The organism is Galbibacter orientalis DSM 19592 (assembly GCF_000260115.1).
Lineage (GTDB): Bacteria > Bacteroidota > Bacteroidia > Flavobacteriales > Flavobacteriaceae > Galbibacter > Galbibacter orientalis.
Genome location: NZ_JH651379.1, coordinates 644,233 through 663,093, shown reverse-complemented (window position 1 = coordinate 663,093; position 18,861 = coordinate 644,233). Strand labels below are relative to the sequence as shown.

23 protein-coding genes and 1 pseudogene are annotated in these 18,861 nt (G+C 32.4%); 3 read left to right on the top strand and 21 right to left on the bottom strand.

Annotated features, from left to right (window positions below):
• Positions 1 to 219: 219 nt before the first annotated feature.
• Together JOOMADRAFT_RS03070 and JOOMADRAFT_RS03065 are read right to left on the bottom strand one after the other, a co-directional pair.
• Positions 220 to 1,068, bottom strand: coding sequence for an IS3 family transposase (locus JOOMADRAFT_RS03070; protein ID WP_008611013.1), 849 nt, complete (start codon positions 1,066 to 1,068; stop codon positions 220 to 222).
• On the bottom strand, positions 1,065 to 1,343 hold the full coding sequence (locus JOOMADRAFT_RS03065) for a transposase (protein WP_008611014.1): 279 nt from the start codon (positions 1,341 to 1,343) through the stop codon (positions 1,065 to 1,067). Before JOOMADRAFT_RS03065 ends, JOOMADRAFT_RS03070 begins: the two co-directional genes overlap by 4 nt.
• A gap of 85 nt (positions 1,344 to 1,428) precedes the next feature.
• Between JOOMADRAFT_RS03065 and JOOMADRAFT_RS03060 the strand changes: the two genes are divergently transcribed.
• Positions 1,429 to 1,680, top strand: a complete 252-nt coding sequence (locus JOOMADRAFT_RS03060; RefSeq protein WP_040879493.1) for a hypothetical protein — start codon at positions 1,429 to 1,431, stop codon at positions 1,678 to 1,680.
• A gap of 203 nt (positions 1,681 to 1,883) precedes the next feature.
• Here JOOMADRAFT_RS03060 and JOOMADRAFT_RS19635 read toward each other — a convergent pair whose 3' ends face one another.
• Together JOOMADRAFT_RS19635 and JOOMADRAFT_RS03050 are read right to left on the bottom strand one after the other, a co-directional pair.
• Complete coding sequence (locus JOOMADRAFT_RS19635; RefSeq protein WP_008611255.1) at positions 1,884 to 2,096, bottom strand: HepT-like ribonuclease domain-containing protein; 213 nt, start codon at positions 2,094 to 2,096, stop codon at positions 1,884 to 1,886.
• A gap of 52 nt (positions 2,097 to 2,148) precedes the next feature.
• A complete protein-coding gene (locus JOOMADRAFT_RS03050; RefSeq protein WP_008611254.1) occupies positions 2,149 to 2,439 on the bottom strand; it encodes a nucleotidyltransferase family protein in 291 nt (96 codons plus the stop codon).
• Positions 2,440 to 2,542: 103 nt separating this feature from the next.
• Between JOOMADRAFT_RS03050 and JOOMADRAFT_RS03045 the strand changes: the two are divergent.
• Positions 2,543 to 3,420 (top strand): annotated as a pseudogene (locus JOOMADRAFT_RS03045) (IS982 family transposase).
• 304 nt (positions 3,421 to 3,724) lie between these two features.
• On the opposite strand, the gene JOOMADRAFT_RS03040 reads toward JOOMADRAFT_RS03045, so the two are convergent.
• From JOOMADRAFT_RS03040 to JOOMADRAFT_RS03005, 11 genes are all read right to left on the bottom strand, one after another.
• Positions 3,725 to 6,565, bottom strand: coding sequence for a type I restriction endonuclease subunit R (locus JOOMADRAFT_RS03040; protein WP_008611249.1), 2,841 nt, complete (start codon positions 6,563 to 6,565; stop codon positions 3,725 to 3,727).
• Positions 6,566 to 6,574: 9 nt separating this feature from the next.
• Complete coding sequence (locus JOOMADRAFT_RS03035; protein ID WP_008611248.1) at positions 6,575 to 7,006, bottom strand: hypothetical protein; 432 nt, start codon at positions 7,004 to 7,006, stop codon at positions 6,575 to 6,577.
• Positions 7,006 to 7,479 carry a helix-turn-helix transcriptional regulator gene (locus JOOMADRAFT_RS19630; RefSeq protein ID WP_008611247.1) on the bottom strand — a complete coding sequence of 158 codons (474 nt, stop codon included), beginning with the start codon at positions 7,477 to 7,479 and terminating at the stop codon, positions 7,006 to 7,008. Before JOOMADRAFT_RS19630 ends, JOOMADRAFT_RS03035 begins: the two co-directional genes overlap by 1 nt.
• Positions 7,476 to 8,009 carry a calponin homology domain-containing protein gene (locus tag JOOMADRAFT_RS03025; protein ID WP_008611246.1) on the bottom strand — a complete coding sequence of 178 codons (534 nt, stop codon included), beginning with the start codon at positions 8,007 to 8,009 and terminating at the stop codon, positions 7,476 to 7,478. The genes JOOMADRAFT_RS19630 and JOOMADRAFT_RS03025 overlap by 4 nt, the downstream gene beginning before the upstream one ends.
• A gap of 95 nt (positions 8,010 to 8,104) precedes the next feature.
• The gene (locus JOOMADRAFT_RS20115; protein ID WP_157136650.1) at positions 8,105 to 8,251 is read right to left on the bottom strand and encodes a hypothetical protein; all 147 of its coding nucleotides are present in this window, start codon (positions 8,249 to 8,251) and stop codon (positions 8,105 to 8,107) included.
• A gap of 270 nt (positions 8,252 to 8,521) precedes the next feature.
• Positions 8,522 to 8,647, bottom strand: a complete 126-nt coding sequence (locus JOOMADRAFT_RS20620; RefSeq protein WP_008611245.1) for a hypothetical protein — start codon at positions 8,645 to 8,647, stop codon at positions 8,522 to 8,524.
• Positions 8,634 to 9,827, bottom strand: a complete 1,194-nt coding sequence (locus JOOMADRAFT_RS19625; RefSeq protein ID WP_008611244.1) for a PD-(D/E)XK nuclease family protein — start codon at positions 9,825 to 9,827, stop codon at positions 8,634 to 8,636. The genes JOOMADRAFT_RS20620 and JOOMADRAFT_RS19625 overlap by 14 nt, the downstream gene beginning before the upstream one ends.
• 19 nt (positions 9,828 to 9,846) lie before the next feature.
• Positions 9,847 to 10,182: a restriction endonuclease subunit S gene (locus JOOMADRAFT_RS19620; protein ID WP_050989653.1), complete on the bottom strand. Its 336-nt coding sequence runs from the start codon at positions 10,180 to 10,182 to the stop codon at positions 9,847 to 9,849.
• A 51-nt stretch (positions 10,183 to 10,233) separates the two neighbouring features.
• A complete protein-coding gene (locus JOOMADRAFT_RS03015; RefSeq protein ID WP_050989651.1) occupies positions 10,234 to 11,055 on the bottom strand; it encodes a restriction endonuclease subunit S in 822 nt (273 codons plus the stop codon).
• A 1-nt stretch (position 11,056) separates the two neighbouring features.
• On the bottom strand, positions 11,057 to 12,622 hold the full coding sequence (locus JOOMADRAFT_RS03010; protein WP_008611241.1) for a type I restriction-modification system subunit M: 1,566 nt from the start codon (positions 12,620 to 12,622) through the stop codon (positions 11,057 to 11,059).
• A 109-nt stretch (positions 12,623 to 12,731) separates the two neighbouring features.
• Complete coding sequence (locus JOOMADRAFT_RS03005; RefSeq protein ID WP_008611240.1) at positions 12,732 to 13,097, bottom strand: hypothetical protein; 366 nt, start codon at positions 13,095 to 13,097, stop codon at positions 12,732 to 12,734.
• A 191-nt stretch (positions 13,098 to 13,288) separates the two neighbouring features.
• Between JOOMADRAFT_RS03005 and JOOMADRAFT_RS20110 the strand changes: the two genes are divergently transcribed.
• Positions 13,289 to 13,459, top strand: coding sequence for a hypothetical protein (locus JOOMADRAFT_RS20110; protein WP_157136649.1), 171 nt, complete (start codon positions 13,289 to 13,291; stop codon positions 13,457 to 13,459).
• A 203-nt stretch (positions 13,460 to 13,662) separates the two neighbouring features.
• On the opposite strand, the gene JOOMADRAFT_RS02995 is transcribed toward JOOMADRAFT_RS20110, so the two are convergent.
• The 6 genes from JOOMADRAFT_RS02995 to JOOMADRAFT_RS02970 form a co-directional block, all read right to left on the bottom strand.
• Positions 13,663 to 13,869: a hypothetical protein gene (locus JOOMADRAFT_RS02995; RefSeq protein WP_008611238.1), complete on the bottom strand. Its 207-nt coding sequence runs from the start codon at positions 13,867 to 13,869 to the stop codon at positions 13,663 to 13,665.
• 2 nt (positions 13,870 to 13,871) lie between these two features.
• Positions 13,872 to 14,297, bottom strand: a complete 426-nt coding sequence (locus tag JOOMADRAFT_RS02990; RefSeq protein WP_008611237.1) for a J domain-containing protein — start codon at positions 14,295 to 14,297, stop codon at positions 13,872 to 13,874.
• Between the two features lie 5 nt (positions 14,298 to 14,302).
• Positions 14,303 to 14,698, bottom strand: a complete 396-nt coding sequence (locus JOOMADRAFT_RS02985; protein WP_008611236.1) for a hypothetical protein — start codon at positions 14,696 to 14,698, stop codon at positions 14,303 to 14,305.
• Between the two features lie 492 nt (positions 14,699 to 15,190).
• A complete protein-coding gene (locus tag JOOMADRAFT_RS02980; RefSeq protein ID WP_008611235.1) occupies positions 15,191 to 16,402 on the bottom strand; it encodes a GIY-YIG nuclease family protein in 1,212 nt (403 codons plus the stop codon).
• Positions 16,395 to 18,332, bottom strand: a complete 1,938-nt coding sequence (locus JOOMADRAFT_RS02975) for a DEAD/DEAH box helicase (protein WP_008611234.1) — start codon at positions 18,330 to 18,332, stop codon at positions 16,395 to 16,397. The genes JOOMADRAFT_RS02980 and JOOMADRAFT_RS02975 overlap by 8 nt, the downstream gene beginning before the upstream one ends.
• Positions 18,333 to 18,344: 12 nt before the next feature.
• Positions 18,345 to 18,860 carry a hypothetical protein gene (locus tag JOOMADRAFT_RS02970; RefSeq protein ID WP_008611233.1) on the bottom strand — a complete coding sequence of 172 codons (516 nt, stop codon included), beginning with the start codon at positions 18,858 to 18,860 and terminating at the stop codon, positions 18,345 to 18,347.
• Position 18,861 lies beyond the last annotated feature (1 nt).

The window sequence follows — 18,861 nt, the reverse complement described above, 5'->3', positions numbered from 1 at the left end:
TAAAATACTCTCAGTAAATCCCACCTAATTTTTTAGCAAAATATTAGGTTTAATAATCGATGGGGTATCAATTATTATTTATAATTTTAAAAGGATAATTTTTTAATTACTGAAGAATGAAAAATCGAATACTAGTTTTATCTCTTATATTTTTCTCTTTGAAAGGATATTGTACACTACTCCCCATCTGTAAGACAGTTTAAATATATATCTAATTATTTATGATGCTATTCTTTTTGTATTATAAATTTGATCAGGTGGTACTTTTCCTATTTCAGTATGCCTTCTTTTGGTGTTATAGAATTCAATATATTCCGTGACCATTTGATAGAGATCTAGACCTCCGTTTGGTGGGTTTAGATAGATCTTTTCATATTTAAGAGACTTCCAGAAGCGCTCAATAAAAATGTTATCCAAAGCTCTTCCTTTGCTGTCCATAGATATTTGAATATCATGTTCTTTAAGCACTTCAATATATTCGGAGCTGGTATATTGTGACCCTTGATCGGAGTTATGGATCTCCGTATTGCCATATTGAGCGATAGTGTCTCTAAGAAGCTCGATACACCACTGTTTGTCCATTGAGTTTGAAATACTCCAATTAAGTATTTTTCTACTATATACATCAATGATAGCATTCATATACATAAAGCCACGGAACATAGGAATATAGGTGATGTCAGTCTGCCATACTTGGTTAGGGCGGTCTATTACTAAGCCCTTCAAGAGATAAGGGTACTTATAGTTTTTAGGATCCCTGATGGTGGTTTTAGGTTTTCTATATATGGTCTGTAATCCCATAATTTTATACAGCCGTCTTATTCTTTTCACATTTACGTGGTAGCCAAGATCAAGGATGAGATAATCAGTCATCCGTTCGACTCCATAATAGGGGTGTTCCAGGAACTGCGCATCTATTGCCTTCATCAGTTCTAAATTCAATGGACTCTCACTTTTAGGCTTATAATACAGACCAGAGCGATGAATGTTAAGGATTTTACATTGTTGTGCAAGACTCAGCCTTGGATGAGATTTTACTACCTTTTGTCTTCTTTCAGTAGTACTCATTTGCCCAAGACTTTCTTTAAAAAATCATTCTCAACTTGTAATTGACCGATCTTACTATAAAGCGGTGCGGTATCCACAGCTGGAGTATCTTTTTCTGATTTGGACTCGAAAGCAAGTTCTGCGTTTTTTAAAAACTCTCGCTTCCAATTGGATATTTGGGCTGGATGCAATTCAAATTTGGCAGCAAGTTCAGGTATACTTGTCTGCTCTTTTATCGCTTCAATGGCTACTTTGGCCTTAAAGGATGCGCTGAATTTTCTTCTTGATGTTTTCATATTGACAGGGTTAAAATTACAACTTAATTTCCTGTCCTAAATTTGGGGAGTATTATATTGTCAGGCCGCTAATGATTCAATTAAGTTGCCTTCATTAAATTCGTTTTACTTATCATCAAGTAAGCTAGATTTTAATGAATTTAATTATTCTTACAATTTAAAGAAGCAATTAATACCATATATTCTAAAGGTAGATGGAATTAATGCTGATAATGTGTATCCAATATCTTTTAAGAATTATTTTTTTAAAGATTATTATGATATTTATAATGATAATTTAGAAAGGTTTATACCAAAACCTCCAGATATAACTACACATTTAATTCCATTTGAATGATAGGAATAACCATTTTGTAAATGATTCAATATTTTTAGAATTCAATATAGAGGAGTTAGAAACGTAGAACTCTTCCTTTTCAGATTAATCAATTTTTGCATAAACTACTAAATAGCCAGAGGTAAATGTTACCCTTTAGCTATATCCTGTATAATTTGTTGAATTTGCTTTTTAAGTACTGGTATGTCATTAACTGCTGCATCTCAAATAGTGTCCAATTGAAGTCCAAAATATTCATGGGTCATAAAATTACGCATCCCTTTCATTTGATTCCACGCCACATCAGGATATTTTTGTTTTAAATCATCTGAAATATGGTTGGAAGCCTCTCCAATTATTTCAAGATTTCTTATTACAGAATCTTGTTCAATCCATTTTTCCTCAAAATTATCATAGGTCTTTATAATCTTAACCAATTCTTCTATTTAGGCAATACATTCCTGTATATGCTCCAACCTGAATAGATTTTTATTCATTGCCATAGATAATGTTTAAGTCATTTAAAATATAAGGCTTAAGTTTCGGGTTGATATATTTTTCGGATACTAAGTCTACTTTTTTGTTCAGCTTTTTTTCTAAATCCTGTTTTAATCCTATTAACTTGAATAGACCAATAGTATTTTTAAACTGATATAATATATCAATATCACTACTTTTTGTAGCTTCATTTCTTGCCACAGAACCAAACACCCCAATTTTAGTAGGATTAAATGGTTTCATAGCATCAATAATAATATCTATTTGACTTTGTGTTAGCATATATCAAAGATAGCAAATTACATGATTAACCCGTTGTGCATTTAGAAAAAGTTGTGCAAACTGCTAAAATGCAGTAAATTGTAGTAACCACACTATAATTTATATGCACAACTTTCAAGCAAATTACGACAAAATCCTCAAGGTTTTAAAAGAATTGGATTGTAAAATGGATTATTTACATCAAATCCGTAAACCTAAATTAAGAGATAAAGAGCTTATAGCTATTGATTTAACATCAGAATATATGAGTGTTGATAGTGAATGCCAGCTTTTTCGAATGTTACCTGCTGGTCTATCCAGCAAAATAGAGCGCAGTGTCTACAATAGAAGAAAGCGTAAGTTGTTTTCTTTAGAGAATCACTTCGCAAGGCATTAGTGAGAAAGTTGAATAAATCTGAGCATTGTTATATTGTTGACAGTATGCCGTTAGAGGTCTGTAAATTATCAAGAAGCGCTAGAAGTAAGATATGTAAAGAACAAAACTACAGTCTGCCCGAAAAAGGATATTGTGCAAGTCAATCAAGCCATTATTATGGATATAAATTACATGCTGTCTGTTCTGCTCAGGGTGTTATCGAAAGTATGGATATTAGTCCAGCCTCTGTGCACGATATTAATTATTTAAAGGATATAAAGCATCAATTAAGTGATTGCATATTACTTGGTGATAAAGGGTATTTGTCGGCTGAATATCAATTGAATTTATTTGAATATCATAATATTAGACTTGAAACCCCTATGAGAACAAACCAGCATAACTATAGGGAGCAGCCGTACGTTTTTAAGAAATCCAGAAAGCGTATTGAAACATTGTTTTCTCAACTTTGCGACCAATTTATGATTCGAAGGAATTATGCTAAATCTTTTGAGGGATTCAAAAACAGAATATTATCTAAGATTACGGCTATGACGGTCATTCAATATATAAACATATTTGAATTCAACAGAAATATCAATAACCTAAAAATCAATATTGCCTAAATGCACAACGGGTATGATTAATATAAATTTACGTAAATAGTGACTTTTTAGTGGAAATTCGTAAAATACAGTTAATGTAGCTAAACCTGCATTACAAAAGCTTATAAAAGCAAAAAATCCAGCCTATTTTGTAGACTGGATTCTAATTTTGCTCCCCTCTTGGGTCTCTCTCAAGTCCTAGAAAAGCTTTACTTATTCCAGCTTGGAAGCCAGCTTGACAACCTTTGTTGCCGAATTGTATGTCTTTTTTTAGTTTATTATAATACTGTAATTTTTATTCTAAATATAGAATAAAAATAGTTTTTTAACTAGCTATCCCGCTAATAAAAGTTTCTACAAACTCTGTTATTTTATTTGTAATTCTCTCTGCTACAGTGGCTCTTTCTTTAAGCTTAGGGCGCTTATTCATCATGTTAATAACATCATCCCTCAAAGGTTTCTTTTCGGTAAACAGAAAGTCTCCTATTACATTCTGTAACTGCTCTGGATCTAGATTCTCTTCTTTACTTATAGAGGAGATTGCTTTTACTTTCTCCTTACTCCAAAAGTCATCAAACTCACTCTCTATCATTTCTGTGTCCTCAATAAGCGGTAAATGTTCTTGAATGAATTTTTCAATTAACTCTCTCTTACTTCTTAACTGAGTTTCACTAGATAATATTTCTTTAATTGCCTTGGTCTTACTCTCTTTTTCAGAAGCAGGAGCATCTTTTATATTTGCTAGTAATTTTAAAATGTATGCTACATTTATTTCATCTCTATGGATAAGCTCTAATTCAAAATCGACATCGTTTAAAATGGAAACTTTTTCTTTAGAGGGAGTAGACTTTGTTTTTTCATATAAATCGAGGTATTTACTTTTATAGTCTTCAAACAGCTGCTCCTCCATATCCACATCTTCATAAGAGAATTCTGTAAAAGTGCTCAATACATTTTTTATTCGCATTAATGCTCTAAACATCTTGATGAATTCTAATTCCTCTTCTTCATCTTTTAATTCATCTACACTACTTACGCTGGGTGCTACTTTAATTAAGTTCTTTAATGCTTCCTTAAATGTTTCTATATAATCTTCATAAGGTGCTAAGATAATTTCATCTTTAGCATTGGGATTAGAAAAGAGTGCAATAGCATCGTCTGTGGCTTGTTTTAAGTTTCTAAAACATACTATATTCCCTTGTGATTTAACTGTGTCTAATATCCTGTTTGTTCTAGAAAAAGCTTGTATGAGTCCGTGGTACTTTAAATTCTTATCTACATATAATGTATTTAATGGTTTACTATCAAAACCTGTAAGAAACATGTTTACTACCAATAAGATATCTACTTGTTTATTTTTTACTCGTTTTGCAATATCATTATAGTAGTTGTAAAAATCCTGAGAGTTTTTTGTGGAGTAATTAGTGCCATACATGCCATTGTAATCGCTAATAAAACGATCTAACGAATCTCTAGAATGCTCATTTTGATACTCGGCATCTGGTTCTGCTGCCTGAAGAAATTCTGGATCCTGCATATAACCGTTTGCATCCTTATCTTCTTCATTAGCTTGGTAAGAAAAGATAGTAGCAATTTTTAAGCTATGTGCTCCTTGCTCTTTTTTCTGCTGAAATAAATCGTAGTATTTTATTAAAGAATCCACACTACTTGTACAGAACATTCCTGTAAAAGTTTTATTGTGTGTTTTTCTAGTATGATTTTTAATAATATAATCGGTAACTGCTTCCAATCGTTCAGGGGCATTGAGTACTTCTGCATCGTCTATATCTTCGACCTGAAGGTCTTGTATGTGTTCCTTTTGCTTAAAAGTTTGGATATATTCAATAGAGAAACGAAGTACATTACCGTCTCTAATAGCATCGGTAATAACATATTTATGTAAACAATCTTCAAAAAGTTCTTTTGTGGTTCTTTTACCTAAGGCATTACTAACTGCATTTTCAGCAAAAATGGGAGTTCCTGTAAAACCAAACATCTGTGCTCCTTCAAAAAAAGCTTTTATTCTGTTATGAGTTTCTCCAAATTGGCTACGGTGACATTCATCAAAAATAAAAACAATTCGCTCTTCTTTTAAATGTTTAATTCTGTTTAAATACCGCTGTTTAGAAATGGCAGTATTTAGTTTTTGAATGGTAGTTACAATTAATTTTGTATGGTCTTCTAGCTGTTTTACTAGGTTATTGGTGTTGCCCGTACCGTCTATACTCCCTTTACTAAAACTATTAAACTCTTTGGTGGTTTGGTGATCTAAATCTTTTCTGTCGACTACAAATATCACTTTATCGACATTTGGAAGCTGTGTAAGTAACTGACTTGCTTTAAAAGAGGTTAGTGTTTTTCCAGATCCTGTTGTATGCCAAATATACCCATTCTTGGTACTATTTTTAACTCGCTCTACAATAGCTTCTGTGGCATAATATTGGTAGGGGCGAAGCACCATAAGTGCTTTTTGAGCTTCATTAAGGACTACATATTTAGTAATCATTTTAGAAACATGGCAAGGCTCTAAAAATACATTGGCAAAATCTTTTAACTGCGAAATGATTTTGTTGTTTTGTTCGCTCCAGAAAAAGGTTTGTTTAAAACTCTGTTTCTTATTATTAGCATAGTACTTTGTGTTTACACCATTACTTATAACAAATAGCTGTACATACTGAAATAAGCCTGTGTTAGCCCAAAAAGAATGCCTATGATACCTGTTTATTTGGTTAAAGGCTTCTTTAAGCTCTAAACCTCTTCTTTTAAGTTCTATTTGTACTAATGGTAAGCCATTTATAAGTAAGGTAACATCGTATCTGGTTTTATAACTTCCCTCTTGTGTAATTTGCTGTGCTACCTGAAACTCATTTTGGCACCAATGAATCTGATTTATAAACTCTAAATACCCTGTTTCTCCGTTGTCTTTGGTGTATTGTACTTTATCTCTTAGAGTTTTAGCCTTTTCAAATACATTGCCCTTGCTAAGGTGGTTCGTTACTTGAGCAAATTCAGTATTGGATAGCTTAGTTTTATTATGCTTCTCTAATTGCGCTTTTAAGTTGGCAAGTAATTCTTTTTCATCTTTTAGAATAACCTTTTTATAGCCTAAGTCTGCTAACTGCTCTATAAGGTTATTTTCTAGTATTTGTTCTGGCTGTTTGGTCATAATTAGATGTTACTCTGATAAATGAAACTCAATATCATCTGATACTATCTTCGTTACATCTATTGTTGGTAGCAAAAATTTATTAAAATTGGAGCCCTCAGTCTTAGCATGTAATATACCTCGTGCAGAGCTAACCACAAGCATTGTAAGGTGACACATAAATCCTTTAGGAAAAATAATTTTATCTTCTTTGCTGAATTCATTAAAAGCTTCTTCTGTGATGCTAAAATGACCACTGACCTGAACTTTTAAGAAAGCCTTCTTAGATTGTTCAAATGTAAAAGTAACAAATACCCCCACATTTTTGTCTTCAATATTAAATTTAAATTCCAGTCCTGTTTTAAGGTCTACTTTTTTACCTTCTTTATAATTTTCCTCAAAACTTGCAAATTGTTCTGTTTTAAGAGCTACCAGAGCAAAACCAATCTTTTTATTTTCCATTATGCTATTTCTGATAGATGATATTTATCCTTTGCAATCTCCTTACGTGGAACACTTTTAAACTCCCTAGTAAACTGTTCTTTGTAAAAAGATTTACCTTCGCTAACTATGTGGTTATTGATAGAGACCTTAACCTCTGAAAATTCCTCAAAAGAAAATTTAGTAATGTTTTTCTCATAGAAACTAGCCAAAATAGGAATTTCTAATACTTCCTGTAGCTTTACTTGTGTTTCTAAGGTGAGATTTTCTTTACCTTTTACAATCTTAGTGATTTGCTGCGGAGATACACTTAACTTTTCTGCAAGTTTTTTTTGAGACCACCCTAGCTCATCTAGTTTGGTAAGAACTTTAAGAGCAATATCTTGAGACTCTCTTAGTCGCGATCTATTCTTTATGCGTTTTCTACTTCTTTGGAGTGTAGTAGTTTTTTCGCTAGAAACAATTTTTTTGAATTTTTCTTCGTTGGTAGTCATTGGTTTTGCTCATTTTTGAATTCATAAAAAGACTCTCTGTCGATTACATCATTTTCTTTCAACATCTCTTTGACTCTTTCTATTTTGTTTAATTCTTCCCTCGTATTGGGGTGATCCTTCATCTTAAGGCTCATTTTAATAGCACCTCCTGTTATTAAAAAACAATTGGTGTCTATTTTAATAGCATACAGTCTTAAACCATCTGATGAAGAAGCTTTACCTTTTCGAAGTGATAAAAGTTTAAATCCTGTTTCATTGTTATCTAATTGGTGAAAATAGTTGTCTAATGGTAAATTCTCTTCGGTTAAATCGTGTAATAAGTCATCTATATTTTCTGCATCTCGCAGCCTATCTTCTACAAACTGGTTTACATTTTTTACCTTATTCTCTTTTGCAAATTCCCTGAGATAATTAACATCTGTCCAAAGATCCAAAAGTCTATCATATTCATTGTCTTGATAGCCGTTTCCAACTTCATCGTTATAAACTACGGCAAACAATTTTTCAACAAATATATTAACAATTTTCATTTTATCAACCTATAGGTTTATTTTTAACATCATTTAACTACACAAACAATTGCTGCAACAAGCCTTTTTTAAACTGCTGGGAACTTTTTGGCTGTTTAGTCATTCTGACTTCTTTGAAAATATTTTAACTCATAGTGTGCAACCGAAAGTTCTTCCGTTTCTGCCAAGTCCCTAACTGCTGCTATAATTTTTTCGTATTCTTTTGAATCGTCCATTTGTGTCCAAGAAGCAATCTTTTTCATTTTAAGAATAGATTGTATCCTTCTGTCTACAGGAAAGTGTGGCGGTGTAGGAATCTTTTTTAAACACCATTTATATTTTAAATATAAATTTAATAGCTTTTGACTAACTCCAAAGTTTAATTTTCCGTTACTTAAAATATCGTTTTCTTTATTATAGTTAATTGTATAGTTTACTATTGAGTTTATGTTGTTTATATGGACTTCATCGGTAATACCTTCCTTGTGGTATTCTTCTAAAACGAGCTTTTCAATATAAAACCTGAGTTTTTTTTAAAACTTTTTCTTTTGAGCTTGTGTAGCTGTTTTATTATAAATATTGGCTCGCTGAAAGGCAGCTCCAAATGTTAATACCCAAACTTCATTGTTTAAAAAAGTATCTTTATCATTTACTTCCATTTAGATATTTTATATGCTTATCTATAAATTTATCAATCTGTGATTCTACTTCTTTTAATACACTTTCTAAGTTAGCACCTTCTGCGATGTACTTTATAAACTTTTTATCTCCAAGGTTTATTATATACTCAGAATCTCCATTAAAAGTATATGTAAGTAACTGATGGTGTACCCAGTCTGGATTAGTAGTAATGGTGTTGTAATTTTCTACAGGGTATTTTTCTTTATTTAACTGGTCATACAAACCAATAAAGAAATTTCCGTTTACATGCCCTTTGCCGCTAAAACTACTTATGCCAAACATTTTGTTAGGATTCTCTTTTAAAGGCATCCAAATCCCTGAATAACTATCATTAACATTTTTATGTTTCTCTATTACCCCAAACTCTTCTAATAACTCACCTGTTTCCTGTAGATTTTTTAAATAAGTATTTAATTTACTTCTAAAATTTTCTCTTATTTCTTCTAAAACCTTGTTGTATTTAGCAGCAATTTGTTCTGCTTCTTCTAGGTGGTTTATTATAAGATTTGTGACTTCTTTTTCCTGTGTATTATCCAAAGTGTTCGTTATTTTTTTAATTAACAATAGGTATTGTTTAATGCTCTCTCTAAGTAGGGGTTGCTCTGCGGAAATGTATAAACATTGCTGTAGCCATGCTATAATCTCGTCTCTGTAACTAATAATGGAGAAATCGTTTCCTGTTTCCAACCCTCCTTTACTGCTATCGCTAGGGTCTTTACCATCTATATTGAGGTAATAAACAGTGTTCTTTTCAGTATTATAATTTTTATACCGCACTAATTGGTTGTTTTGGTCTCCTGCATCTATTTTGTTTTCTATGGTGATACAAGTTCCTTTACCATCTTTTATAAGAATATCGATACGACCGCCTGTGGTTTCTTTAACCATGCCTATGTAGTATTCTACAAACACTTTGGCGGTAGGAATGTCTATTGCTGTAGGATGATTAATAACCGACAGAAAAGCCTCTAAAAAAACACCGCCCATTAGGTGAGAACCTTTTGGGTTGAGTAGCTCGGCTAGAAAAGCAGAGTGTGTATTTACTTCTGCTCTTTCCATTTTTAGAATAGAAAAGATATTAAAGGTTTCTCCTTTGGCTATTCTTGAGGCTTCTTGTTGTTTAAGTACTGTCCCTACTTTTTCTAGTAATATTTTCATAGTTGTTGTTTTCTCCATTTTACACAAACAATTGCTGCAACAAGCCTTTTTTAAATTGCTGGGTGTGTTGTAGCTGTGTAGCTACCTTTTCTATTTTGCTATCGATACTGCTTAAAAAGTCTGCTATCTTGGTTTGCTCTTTTTCTAATGGAAAATCAATATACAAATCTTTAATAGTATTAAAATAAAGATGAACAATTGTAATGCCTTGTGCTCTTGATGCTATTTCATACTTTTTGTAGTTTGACAGATAATAAGCGAAAAATATATTATTTAATTTTTCTTTAGCTCGCATTACAATTATATCACCACCAAGTAATACATTATCATGATTTATGGCTGTGACATTTGCCAAATCAATACCTGTAGTTGTAGTAGATGAAGGTATTAATAAATCACCTTTTTTTTATAGAAAGCCATCACTGCTATTAGTTTTGCTAACTATCTTCGATATAACTTCATTATACACAGTATAGAGTTCTCCGTATAATATACAATCATTTTGACCATCGTCAATTAATTCTCCTTTTGGAATTCCTTTGCCTTTAAAAGGGCTAAATATCTCATTTATTTTAAAAGAACCCCAATCTGGGAAATCTTTGCCATTGTCGTCTTTAAAGCGGAGTTGCTGACTAAATAGTTGCTGCATCACTCCTTTTTTATACTGTTCCAACAATGCTTTTTTCTCGGTTAACAAGCGTATTTTTTCATCTACCGATGTTAAAAAGGAAGCTATTTTTTGTTGTTCAGGGAGGGTGGGGAAAGTGAATTGTATCTTGTAAAAATCAGAATGATTTAAATCCGGAATAGTGGAAGTCCCTGCCAATCTAAGTATCTTATTTTGTGTTTTAGGTAAGATCAAAAAGTTATATAAATAACTTTTATTAATTGTATTTGGATAAGCTATTTTAAAGAAATTATTATGAAATGCTCCCTTTACCCCTGTAACAACTTTACCTGTATTTCCTGTTCTTGTCATCAGGATATCATTTTCATCACATTTAACAGAGTCTGAAGCATTTTCAATATAAAATTTCTTTCCAGATTTAGGATTTAAAAATTCATTTGTTATATAAAACAAAGCATTTTTCTTAGGTTCTATCAGTCTATCTGCTATAGCTATCTGAAGTCCCTGGTTAATCTTCACAACATCTTTAAATCTATTTTCACTCCACTCTCCTTCAAACTCAGGAAACCGCAAGGTGGGCACTAATTTTTTTTCCGTCATCTTAAAAAGGTTTTTCTATTGCTAGCTCTTTGCAAAATGCGGCTATTTCTTTATCTACAGCTTGTATGTTTCCTTCTAAAGCTTGTAATTGCTGTGCTACCGCTTGTAGGTCTACGGGCTCTTCTTCTTCAAAAGTATCTACATACCGTGGGATGTTTAAATTGTAGTCGTTCTCTGCAATTTCTTCTAAAGTAGCTACATAACTGTATTTATCGATAGTGGTTCTTTCTTTATAAGTATCTATAATTTTATCGATATCTTCTCCTCGTAGCTGGTTTTGGTTTCCTACCTTTTCAAAATGCTGAGAGGCATCTATAAACAGTACATTTTCGGTTTCTGTACGGCATTTACTCAATACCAAAATGCAGGTAGGAATGCTTGTTCCGTAAAATATATTGGCAGGCAAGCCTATTACAGCATCGAGGTAGTTTAGGTTTTTTATAAGGTATTCTCGTATGTGTCCTTCTGCAGCTCCTCTAAATAATACACCGTGGGGTAGCACACAAGCCATGGTGCCATTGTCTGCCAGTTGGTGAATCATATGTTGTACAAAAGCAAAATCTGCCTTACTGCTAGGGGCTAACTTTCCGTATTGAGAAAACCGTTCGTCGTTGTTGTTTAAAGGGTTGTCTTTTCCTTTCCATTTAGCAGAAAACGGCGGGTTGGCTACAATGGCTTCAAACCGTTGGTCGAGGTGTTGTGGGTTCTCTAGGGTGTCTTCTTGCTTTAAATCGAATTGGCGGTAGTGTACATCGTGTAAAATCATATTCATACGAGCCAAGTTGTAAGTAGTACGGTTGAGTTCTTGTCCGTAAAACTCATCTATATCTTCTACCTCTTTTGCCACTCGTAGCAGTAAAGATCCACTCCCACAGGTTGGATCGTACACACTTTTAAGCCTTTTTTTACCAGCGGTAACTAATTTTGCTAAAATGGTAGATACCTGCTGAGGAGTATAAAATTCCCCTGCTTTTTTTCCTGCTCCAGAAGCAAATTGAGCAATTAAATACTCATAAGCATCTCCTAAAACATCGGCATCGGTATCTTCGAGCTTAAAATCTATTTTATTTAAATGAAATAAAACTTTAGAAATAAGTTCGTTTCTAGCCTCTACTGTTCTTCCAAGTTTGGTGCTTCCTAAATCTAAATCTTCAAACAGCTTAACAAAATCGTCTTCACTTTCTGTACCCATGGTACTTTGCTCGATACTGTTAAGAATACGCTCTAAATCTTCTAGAATAAAACTGCTTTGCCCTTCATTTTTTGCATTTCCTTTGGCAGCAATGGTATGAAAAAGCTCGTTAGGTTTTAAAAAATAGCCTAGTTTATTAAGAGATTCGTCCATAATAGCATCCAAAGTATCTGCATCGGTTACTTTATGGTAATCGGTTTCTTCTTCTCCCTCTAGTAAGTAATTGGCATATATGTATTGCTTTTCCGACAGGTATTTGTAAAATATAAAGCCCAAGATGTAGTCTCTAAACTCATCTGCTCCCATTTTTCCACGGAGGGTATTGGCGATATTCCACAATTGTTGTTCGAGTAGTTTTTTATGATCTTCAGACATTTTTGGTATTTAGTTTAAGCACGAAATGTAAAAATAAACAAATGATTTATTCTAGGTATGAATGTAAGGATATATAAAATGGTTAAAATAATTAAAATAATAACATGGTTTAAAAGTCGGGTGCACACCCTAAATTTTCATTATAAGGCTGGATGTGCTTCCAAAATGCTTTTCCTGCACTGTTGAGGTAATCGTAGGAATAATTAAGTTTTGTATTAGAAGCTACTTGGTATAAGTACTCGCTACAATTATAAGAGTATTCATTCTTTTTAAAACACACAATAGCAAAATAATAGGTTTGATAATCTATGGTGGTAGTGTAAAATGTAACCTTGGAAATTGCCGTACTGCTAGGGCTATTATAAGTTGATCCATAGCTTTCAGATTTTACAAATTCCATTAATTCATCACAAGATTGTGCCTGAATTCCGTAGGTTAATAACAGCAAAAAGGCAGTTAGGATTGTGTTTTTCATAGGGTAGTAGTTTATATAATCTCAAAACTACTTAACTCTTATAAAAAAGACTTACGGAAAACCGTAATGAGGGGGATTGGTGTTGGAGTTGAAAGTTTATTGAAATAATAATATTATTACTTCATTCTTATGTATTTCCATAATTATATCAATTACACCTTCCACTCATTAATCCTCCTATAATAAAAACAATGACGCTAAAAATTAATGAATTATTATTTGCGTCTCCTCCACCTGTAATACCTAAGGAGACTCCAATTGTTAAACCAACACATCCAACCCAATTTAAAATACGTTTATATAAGAAGTTTTCATTTAAAAATACCATTCAAAAAATTACAGTTCCTTTTGTGTATGCATAATTGTTTTTTACAATAAGATATACTTCATCGTAGGTGGCCTATTCGTTACAATATTTAGTTTCTTCAACTTTATAGAATTCTGCGACGTCACATTCTTATGCTAATCTTGAAACGGATGGAGGTGTAGTAAATGCTGTACTAATCATAGCAACAAAACCTAAGACTAGTACCGCATTAGTTTTTTTATTACAACCGCACTGTATTTATCTTTTGGCATTAATATTTTCATCCCATTTCATTATTGGTTTCATAAAGTGAATCCATATCATAGCAATAATTGGCATGACAAACCCAAAGAACCCCCAGCCACCTGAGCTTCTGTTTAATTCTGTTGCCTTTTGAGAACATACTACAGCTCCTACAATTCTTAATCCAAATTGAATAAATACGATGATTCCTTGTTCTTCCATTTTTATTTTATTTTAATATTTAATTCAGTAATTGCTTCTTGTTTTAGTTCCATTAGTTTTTTAAAATTTCTTTTATTTTCTGAGATTTCTTGAAAAATCTCTTCTGCTTTTTTTTGTTTATTAGAATTGATAAATCGATCTGGATGACAGGATCTGCTTAATTCTTTATACAGATTTTTTGAATTATTAATACTATTCATTAAATCACCCATATCTACGTCTACTTCTTTTGCCTTTCTAACTTTATTTTTTGTTAAACCGCCAAATGCTAACTGTTTCTTTTTAGTTTTTAATTTCAGAAATAATGCTATGATAATGATTAGCTCACCTATTGCAATCCACATCCAAAATGGAAGTATATCGATGTCTGTATTCGCAAGAACCTCAACTTCTTTATTTGTTTGAATAAATAATGATATGTTTTTCATAATTCTCAATTTAGAAACCCTCCAATGTTTGCATATTCTTTTAAAGGCCATTTAACTCCTAAATAGCCTGCATTAGCATGAACTTCTAGGGTATCCCAACCTAGAGAGATCATTTTTCTTGTGAGACTTTCATTGTCTAATACAACTCTTCCAATTTCTACCATTTCACTTTTTTCTAATGGTCTTCCTGAGAGAGCCTTAATCCTAAAACCTCCTCCTCTCCATTTTGAAAAGGCATGTCTGTAATTACTATCTCCTTTTGTGATTTTTGCTTCGAGTAATGTTGGTGCAACTCCAACAATAAAAGAATTTTTAGCAGCTTGGTTAAATTCTTTAATTAAGCGGTAGCGTTCTGCCATATCACCGAACCACTCTTTAACTTCTATAATTTTATACCACATAAGTTTATTTATGATTTTTTGGGTTGATATATTTTTGTTTAAACATAATAAGTCTCTTTGTCTTATCCTTACGGAATTCCGTAAAGGACTAATTTTATTCATTATATTTAAGAATGTGATTTAGTTAGATGTATTGCAGTTTTACTAACTACATAAAGGATTGATAATTTTTCTTGATGCATAACCAATTGGTTTTAAGTTGAACAATTGGCATGCAATTCAGTTTTGAAAATGGGACACCTAAAGGGACACCTAATTTCTCCCCAAAACTTAACAAGTTGACTTTTTAGTGGAAATTCGTAAAATGCAGTTAATGTAGCTAAACCTGCATTACAAAAGCTTATAAAAGCAAAAAATCCAGTCTATTTTGTAGACTGGATTTTGATTTTGCTCCCCCTCTTGGGCTCGAACCAGGGTTGGGAGATACTGTATTTTCCAGCTATGTCGTCAACTCGTCAACTTTTATTGCCGAATTGTATGCCTTTTTTAAATTTAATTGTTAATCAGTTTTTGATTTTTATGGTCATAATGGTACTGTACAATGTTTCCCGATAGTATTAGCTCAATAACTTTATCAATAATAGGTAAAGGAACTACAAACCATTCTCTTGGCCTGATACTTCTACCTTTATCGTCAAAAATATCAATATTTAGACATACTTCTGCAAAAAAGCGATGTATTAAATTTTCAAACTTTTGGGCGTTTATATTATACGTTTTGTACGATGCTACAATATCTACGTCAGCCATTAAATACGTTGGCTCTTTTGATGCGTTTTTGATGCGTTCAGACACTGCAACTGTTGAATAACCTATTTTATAAAGATTTGATAATGATTCAATGTCCTTATGAGTAGATTTTGATTTTAAAATATAAATCCATCCAGTCTCTAAATCACCTTCATTTACAGAATTTACTTTATCGAATAACTCTTTTTCTATTTCATCATCTGTATGGGATACTATTTTGCCGTCATTATTCCTATGTAAAAGAGCTTTATCTAATGAACGATATAACATATTACTCTTCGTACCATTTTCAAAAATAATACGTGTGCGTCCATCTTTACGCACTCTGTCTCCCGAAGGAAGCGTTACATTATCTGTTTCTAAATTAGTTTCTTCAAGGAATAATAAAACTCCATTAAGCACATAATATGAACCAGCTTTTAAGTTTTTATCAGCATTTTCATAGATATATAATTTTCTTTTGCCTTCTCTCAATTCTTTATGTACCTTTTTAAACATCAATTCATAAGGCAAAAACTCTTCATCTTTCATAGCTGTTCTTTGCGCTACAAAGTCAGATTCTGCTCTATCTGTTGTACTTGGTACGTTTTTTAGTTTAAAAATAGATAAGGTTTCTTCAGTGTCTAATATCCCTAAATCATCATCATTTAAAATATCTGTAACTGACTTTACTTCTTCTTTGGTGTTAAGTAAATTATGGTCGTCATAAGGTTTTAAAACTGCCGTCTTTTTTACGTCATTTCTTAATGCCTTTAACCTTGAGAGCAATTTGAACTCGGTAACATTTGTAGCTTCTGGCTCACGATTATTCTTTTCAAAAAATGCATTAATTTCTTGGAACGATTCAATTAAACGTTCATCTTCAGTTTTCACATTAGAGTTTTTGGGTTTAGAATCTAAAATTCCAAACTCATCATCATTAAATATATCGTCTAATGTTTTTTTCTTACTCATTAGCTGCTGCTTTTCGTTTCGCCTCTTTTAAAAATATAATAGCTTCTGCTAAACGTCTTTCTTGAGGATCAAAAGATTGAACACTTGGTTGTTCTCCTGTTTTTGCTATCCAATTTTTTATTTTAGGCCATAAAATAATGGCTTCTTCCTCAGTCATAGTTATTCTTGTTGCATCAATAGTTTCTTGGATTGCTTTAAATACTGATGCAGTTACCGATTTAGATAATATTTCAAACGCTTTTTGGAATGGATTTATAGTATCTATCAAATCGATATTTATATTATCAATATTAACAAAACTATCCGCCATACGAATAAAACGTTTATCACCTTGTTCTTCAATAGTTCCGTTTTTAAAAACAGAATCTACAACTACGTGTTGGCGTACTGCTTCTACTTCTTCATTGGATAAATCGGGATAGGTTTCTTTAATGATTTTAGGTATTAAAACCTTGTTGATAACCTCTGGATCTACATTACCAGGCATTGCTTTAAGCATCTGGTCATCTTGCATAATTTTTGCCTTCAAGTCATTCAAATCACTTTCAATAATATCTTTAGCCCTTTGGGAACTTGGAAGCTTAAACCCTCTAATTTTTATTGTACCATCATCTTCGTCTGTGTCTTGCTCTTCTTCTTCTGGAAATTTAGGCTTGAACTTCCAATTTGGTGCTAAAACTTGCTCCATTAATAATGATGCTGTTATGGCTTTTAGCATATTATTAACCGAAAGTTTCACCAAATCATCTTCTGCGTCTGGTTGCGCTATTAAATTGGTAAATTGTGAATGCGTTTTGTTCTCACTATCTCTTGTTGCTCTACCAATAATTTGAATGATCTCTGTTAAAGAACCTCTGTACCCTACAGTAAGGGCATGTTCGCAATAAGGCCAATCAAAACCTTCTTTTGCCATCCCTAAAGCAATGATGATATCAATATCATCAACACTTTTTACATTACGGAGATATTCTTGAATTTTATCTCTGTCTTTTGGATTGTCATGTACTAAGTCTGCAATTTTCAAAGTCCTGCCACTTTTAGCACTTTTTACATATAATACACCTGTATCTGGGTCTTGGTATTCTAAATCTCCTAAGCTATCTACAATTCTATTTACTTCTTCATATTTATCTTTAGTAGATTCACCTGAGTTTACACTTGGAATATGAACTATGGTTTTTTTGTTTTCATCTAATATCTCATTGATAGCAGAAGTATATCTACCTTGGTAAAAGTGATAGCCAATTCCCAATGATTTTAAATAGTTATAGCCATTTAACTGTTGGTAATAATCGTATTTAACCTTTGTAAATTTTTCTTCATCTTCTGGTAACAAAATAGGCACAGAATCTCCTCTAAAAAAAGAACCTGTCATTGCTACTACGTGTGCATTAGATTTAGACATTACATTACTTAACACTAAGCCTAATTTATTATCGCCATCTACAGATACGTGGTGAAATTCATCTATTGCTAATAAGCAGTCGTTTAATTGTTTTTCGTCTATTGCTTCAAAGGCAAAGCGTAAGGTAGCGTGCGTACATATTAAGATTTGCTCATCTGTATCTAAAAACTCTAAAAACGCTTTCACCTTACTTTGTTCACCTCCTGGTGTGCACAAATTGTATTTAGGATTTGGTGTCCAATCTGCAAAAAAACCGTGCTTTTTTAATTCTGTTTTAGCAAACGAGCTACCTATAGACCTTTCTGGAACTGCAACGATGACTTTTTTAATCCCTTGATTAATTAATTTATCTAAACCAATAAACATTAAGGCACGAGATTTACCAGAAGCTGGCGGTGCTTTAATTAATAAATATTGAGCTGTACGCGCTTCAAATGCTTTTTGTTGCATTTCTCGCATACCCAATTCGTTGGTGCTTTTGCTTTTTCCTGTTTGTTGGTATGTTACGTGTACTATATCTGGCATATTTATAAAAAATTACATTCCGTAAAGGGATGGGTTAGTGAGAATACCCGCAACAATATTTGAGATAACATTCAATCCAAAAGTTTTCAGTTTTTCTATCATTTTGTTTTTCTGCTCATCGGGCTTATTATATGTTTCAATAATGTTCTGTATTTCTGCTAACTGCTCCTCACTCAATTCTTCTTTTAATGATTCTACTACTACCTTGATATTCATTTTCTCCAAAACGCTATTGGTCGTATTCTGATTGACCTGTCCTATGGTAACTTGATTAAAATTGTTTGTGATGCCCATGGCTATTGGTTCAGAAAAATTAAAGTCTTCCAAAGATTTATTAGTATTTATCAATTTATCAATAAACTTATATCCCTTTGAGGTTAATTTAACTTGATGCCTATTTTGTGAAATGATATCAAACGCGAGTAACTTTTCAATAGCCTTATCTTCCACATTAGTAGTTTCCTTAGTTCTTACTACTGGGATATCATTTTTAAGCTTCTTTAAAACATCTATAATTCCTTGTTCCATT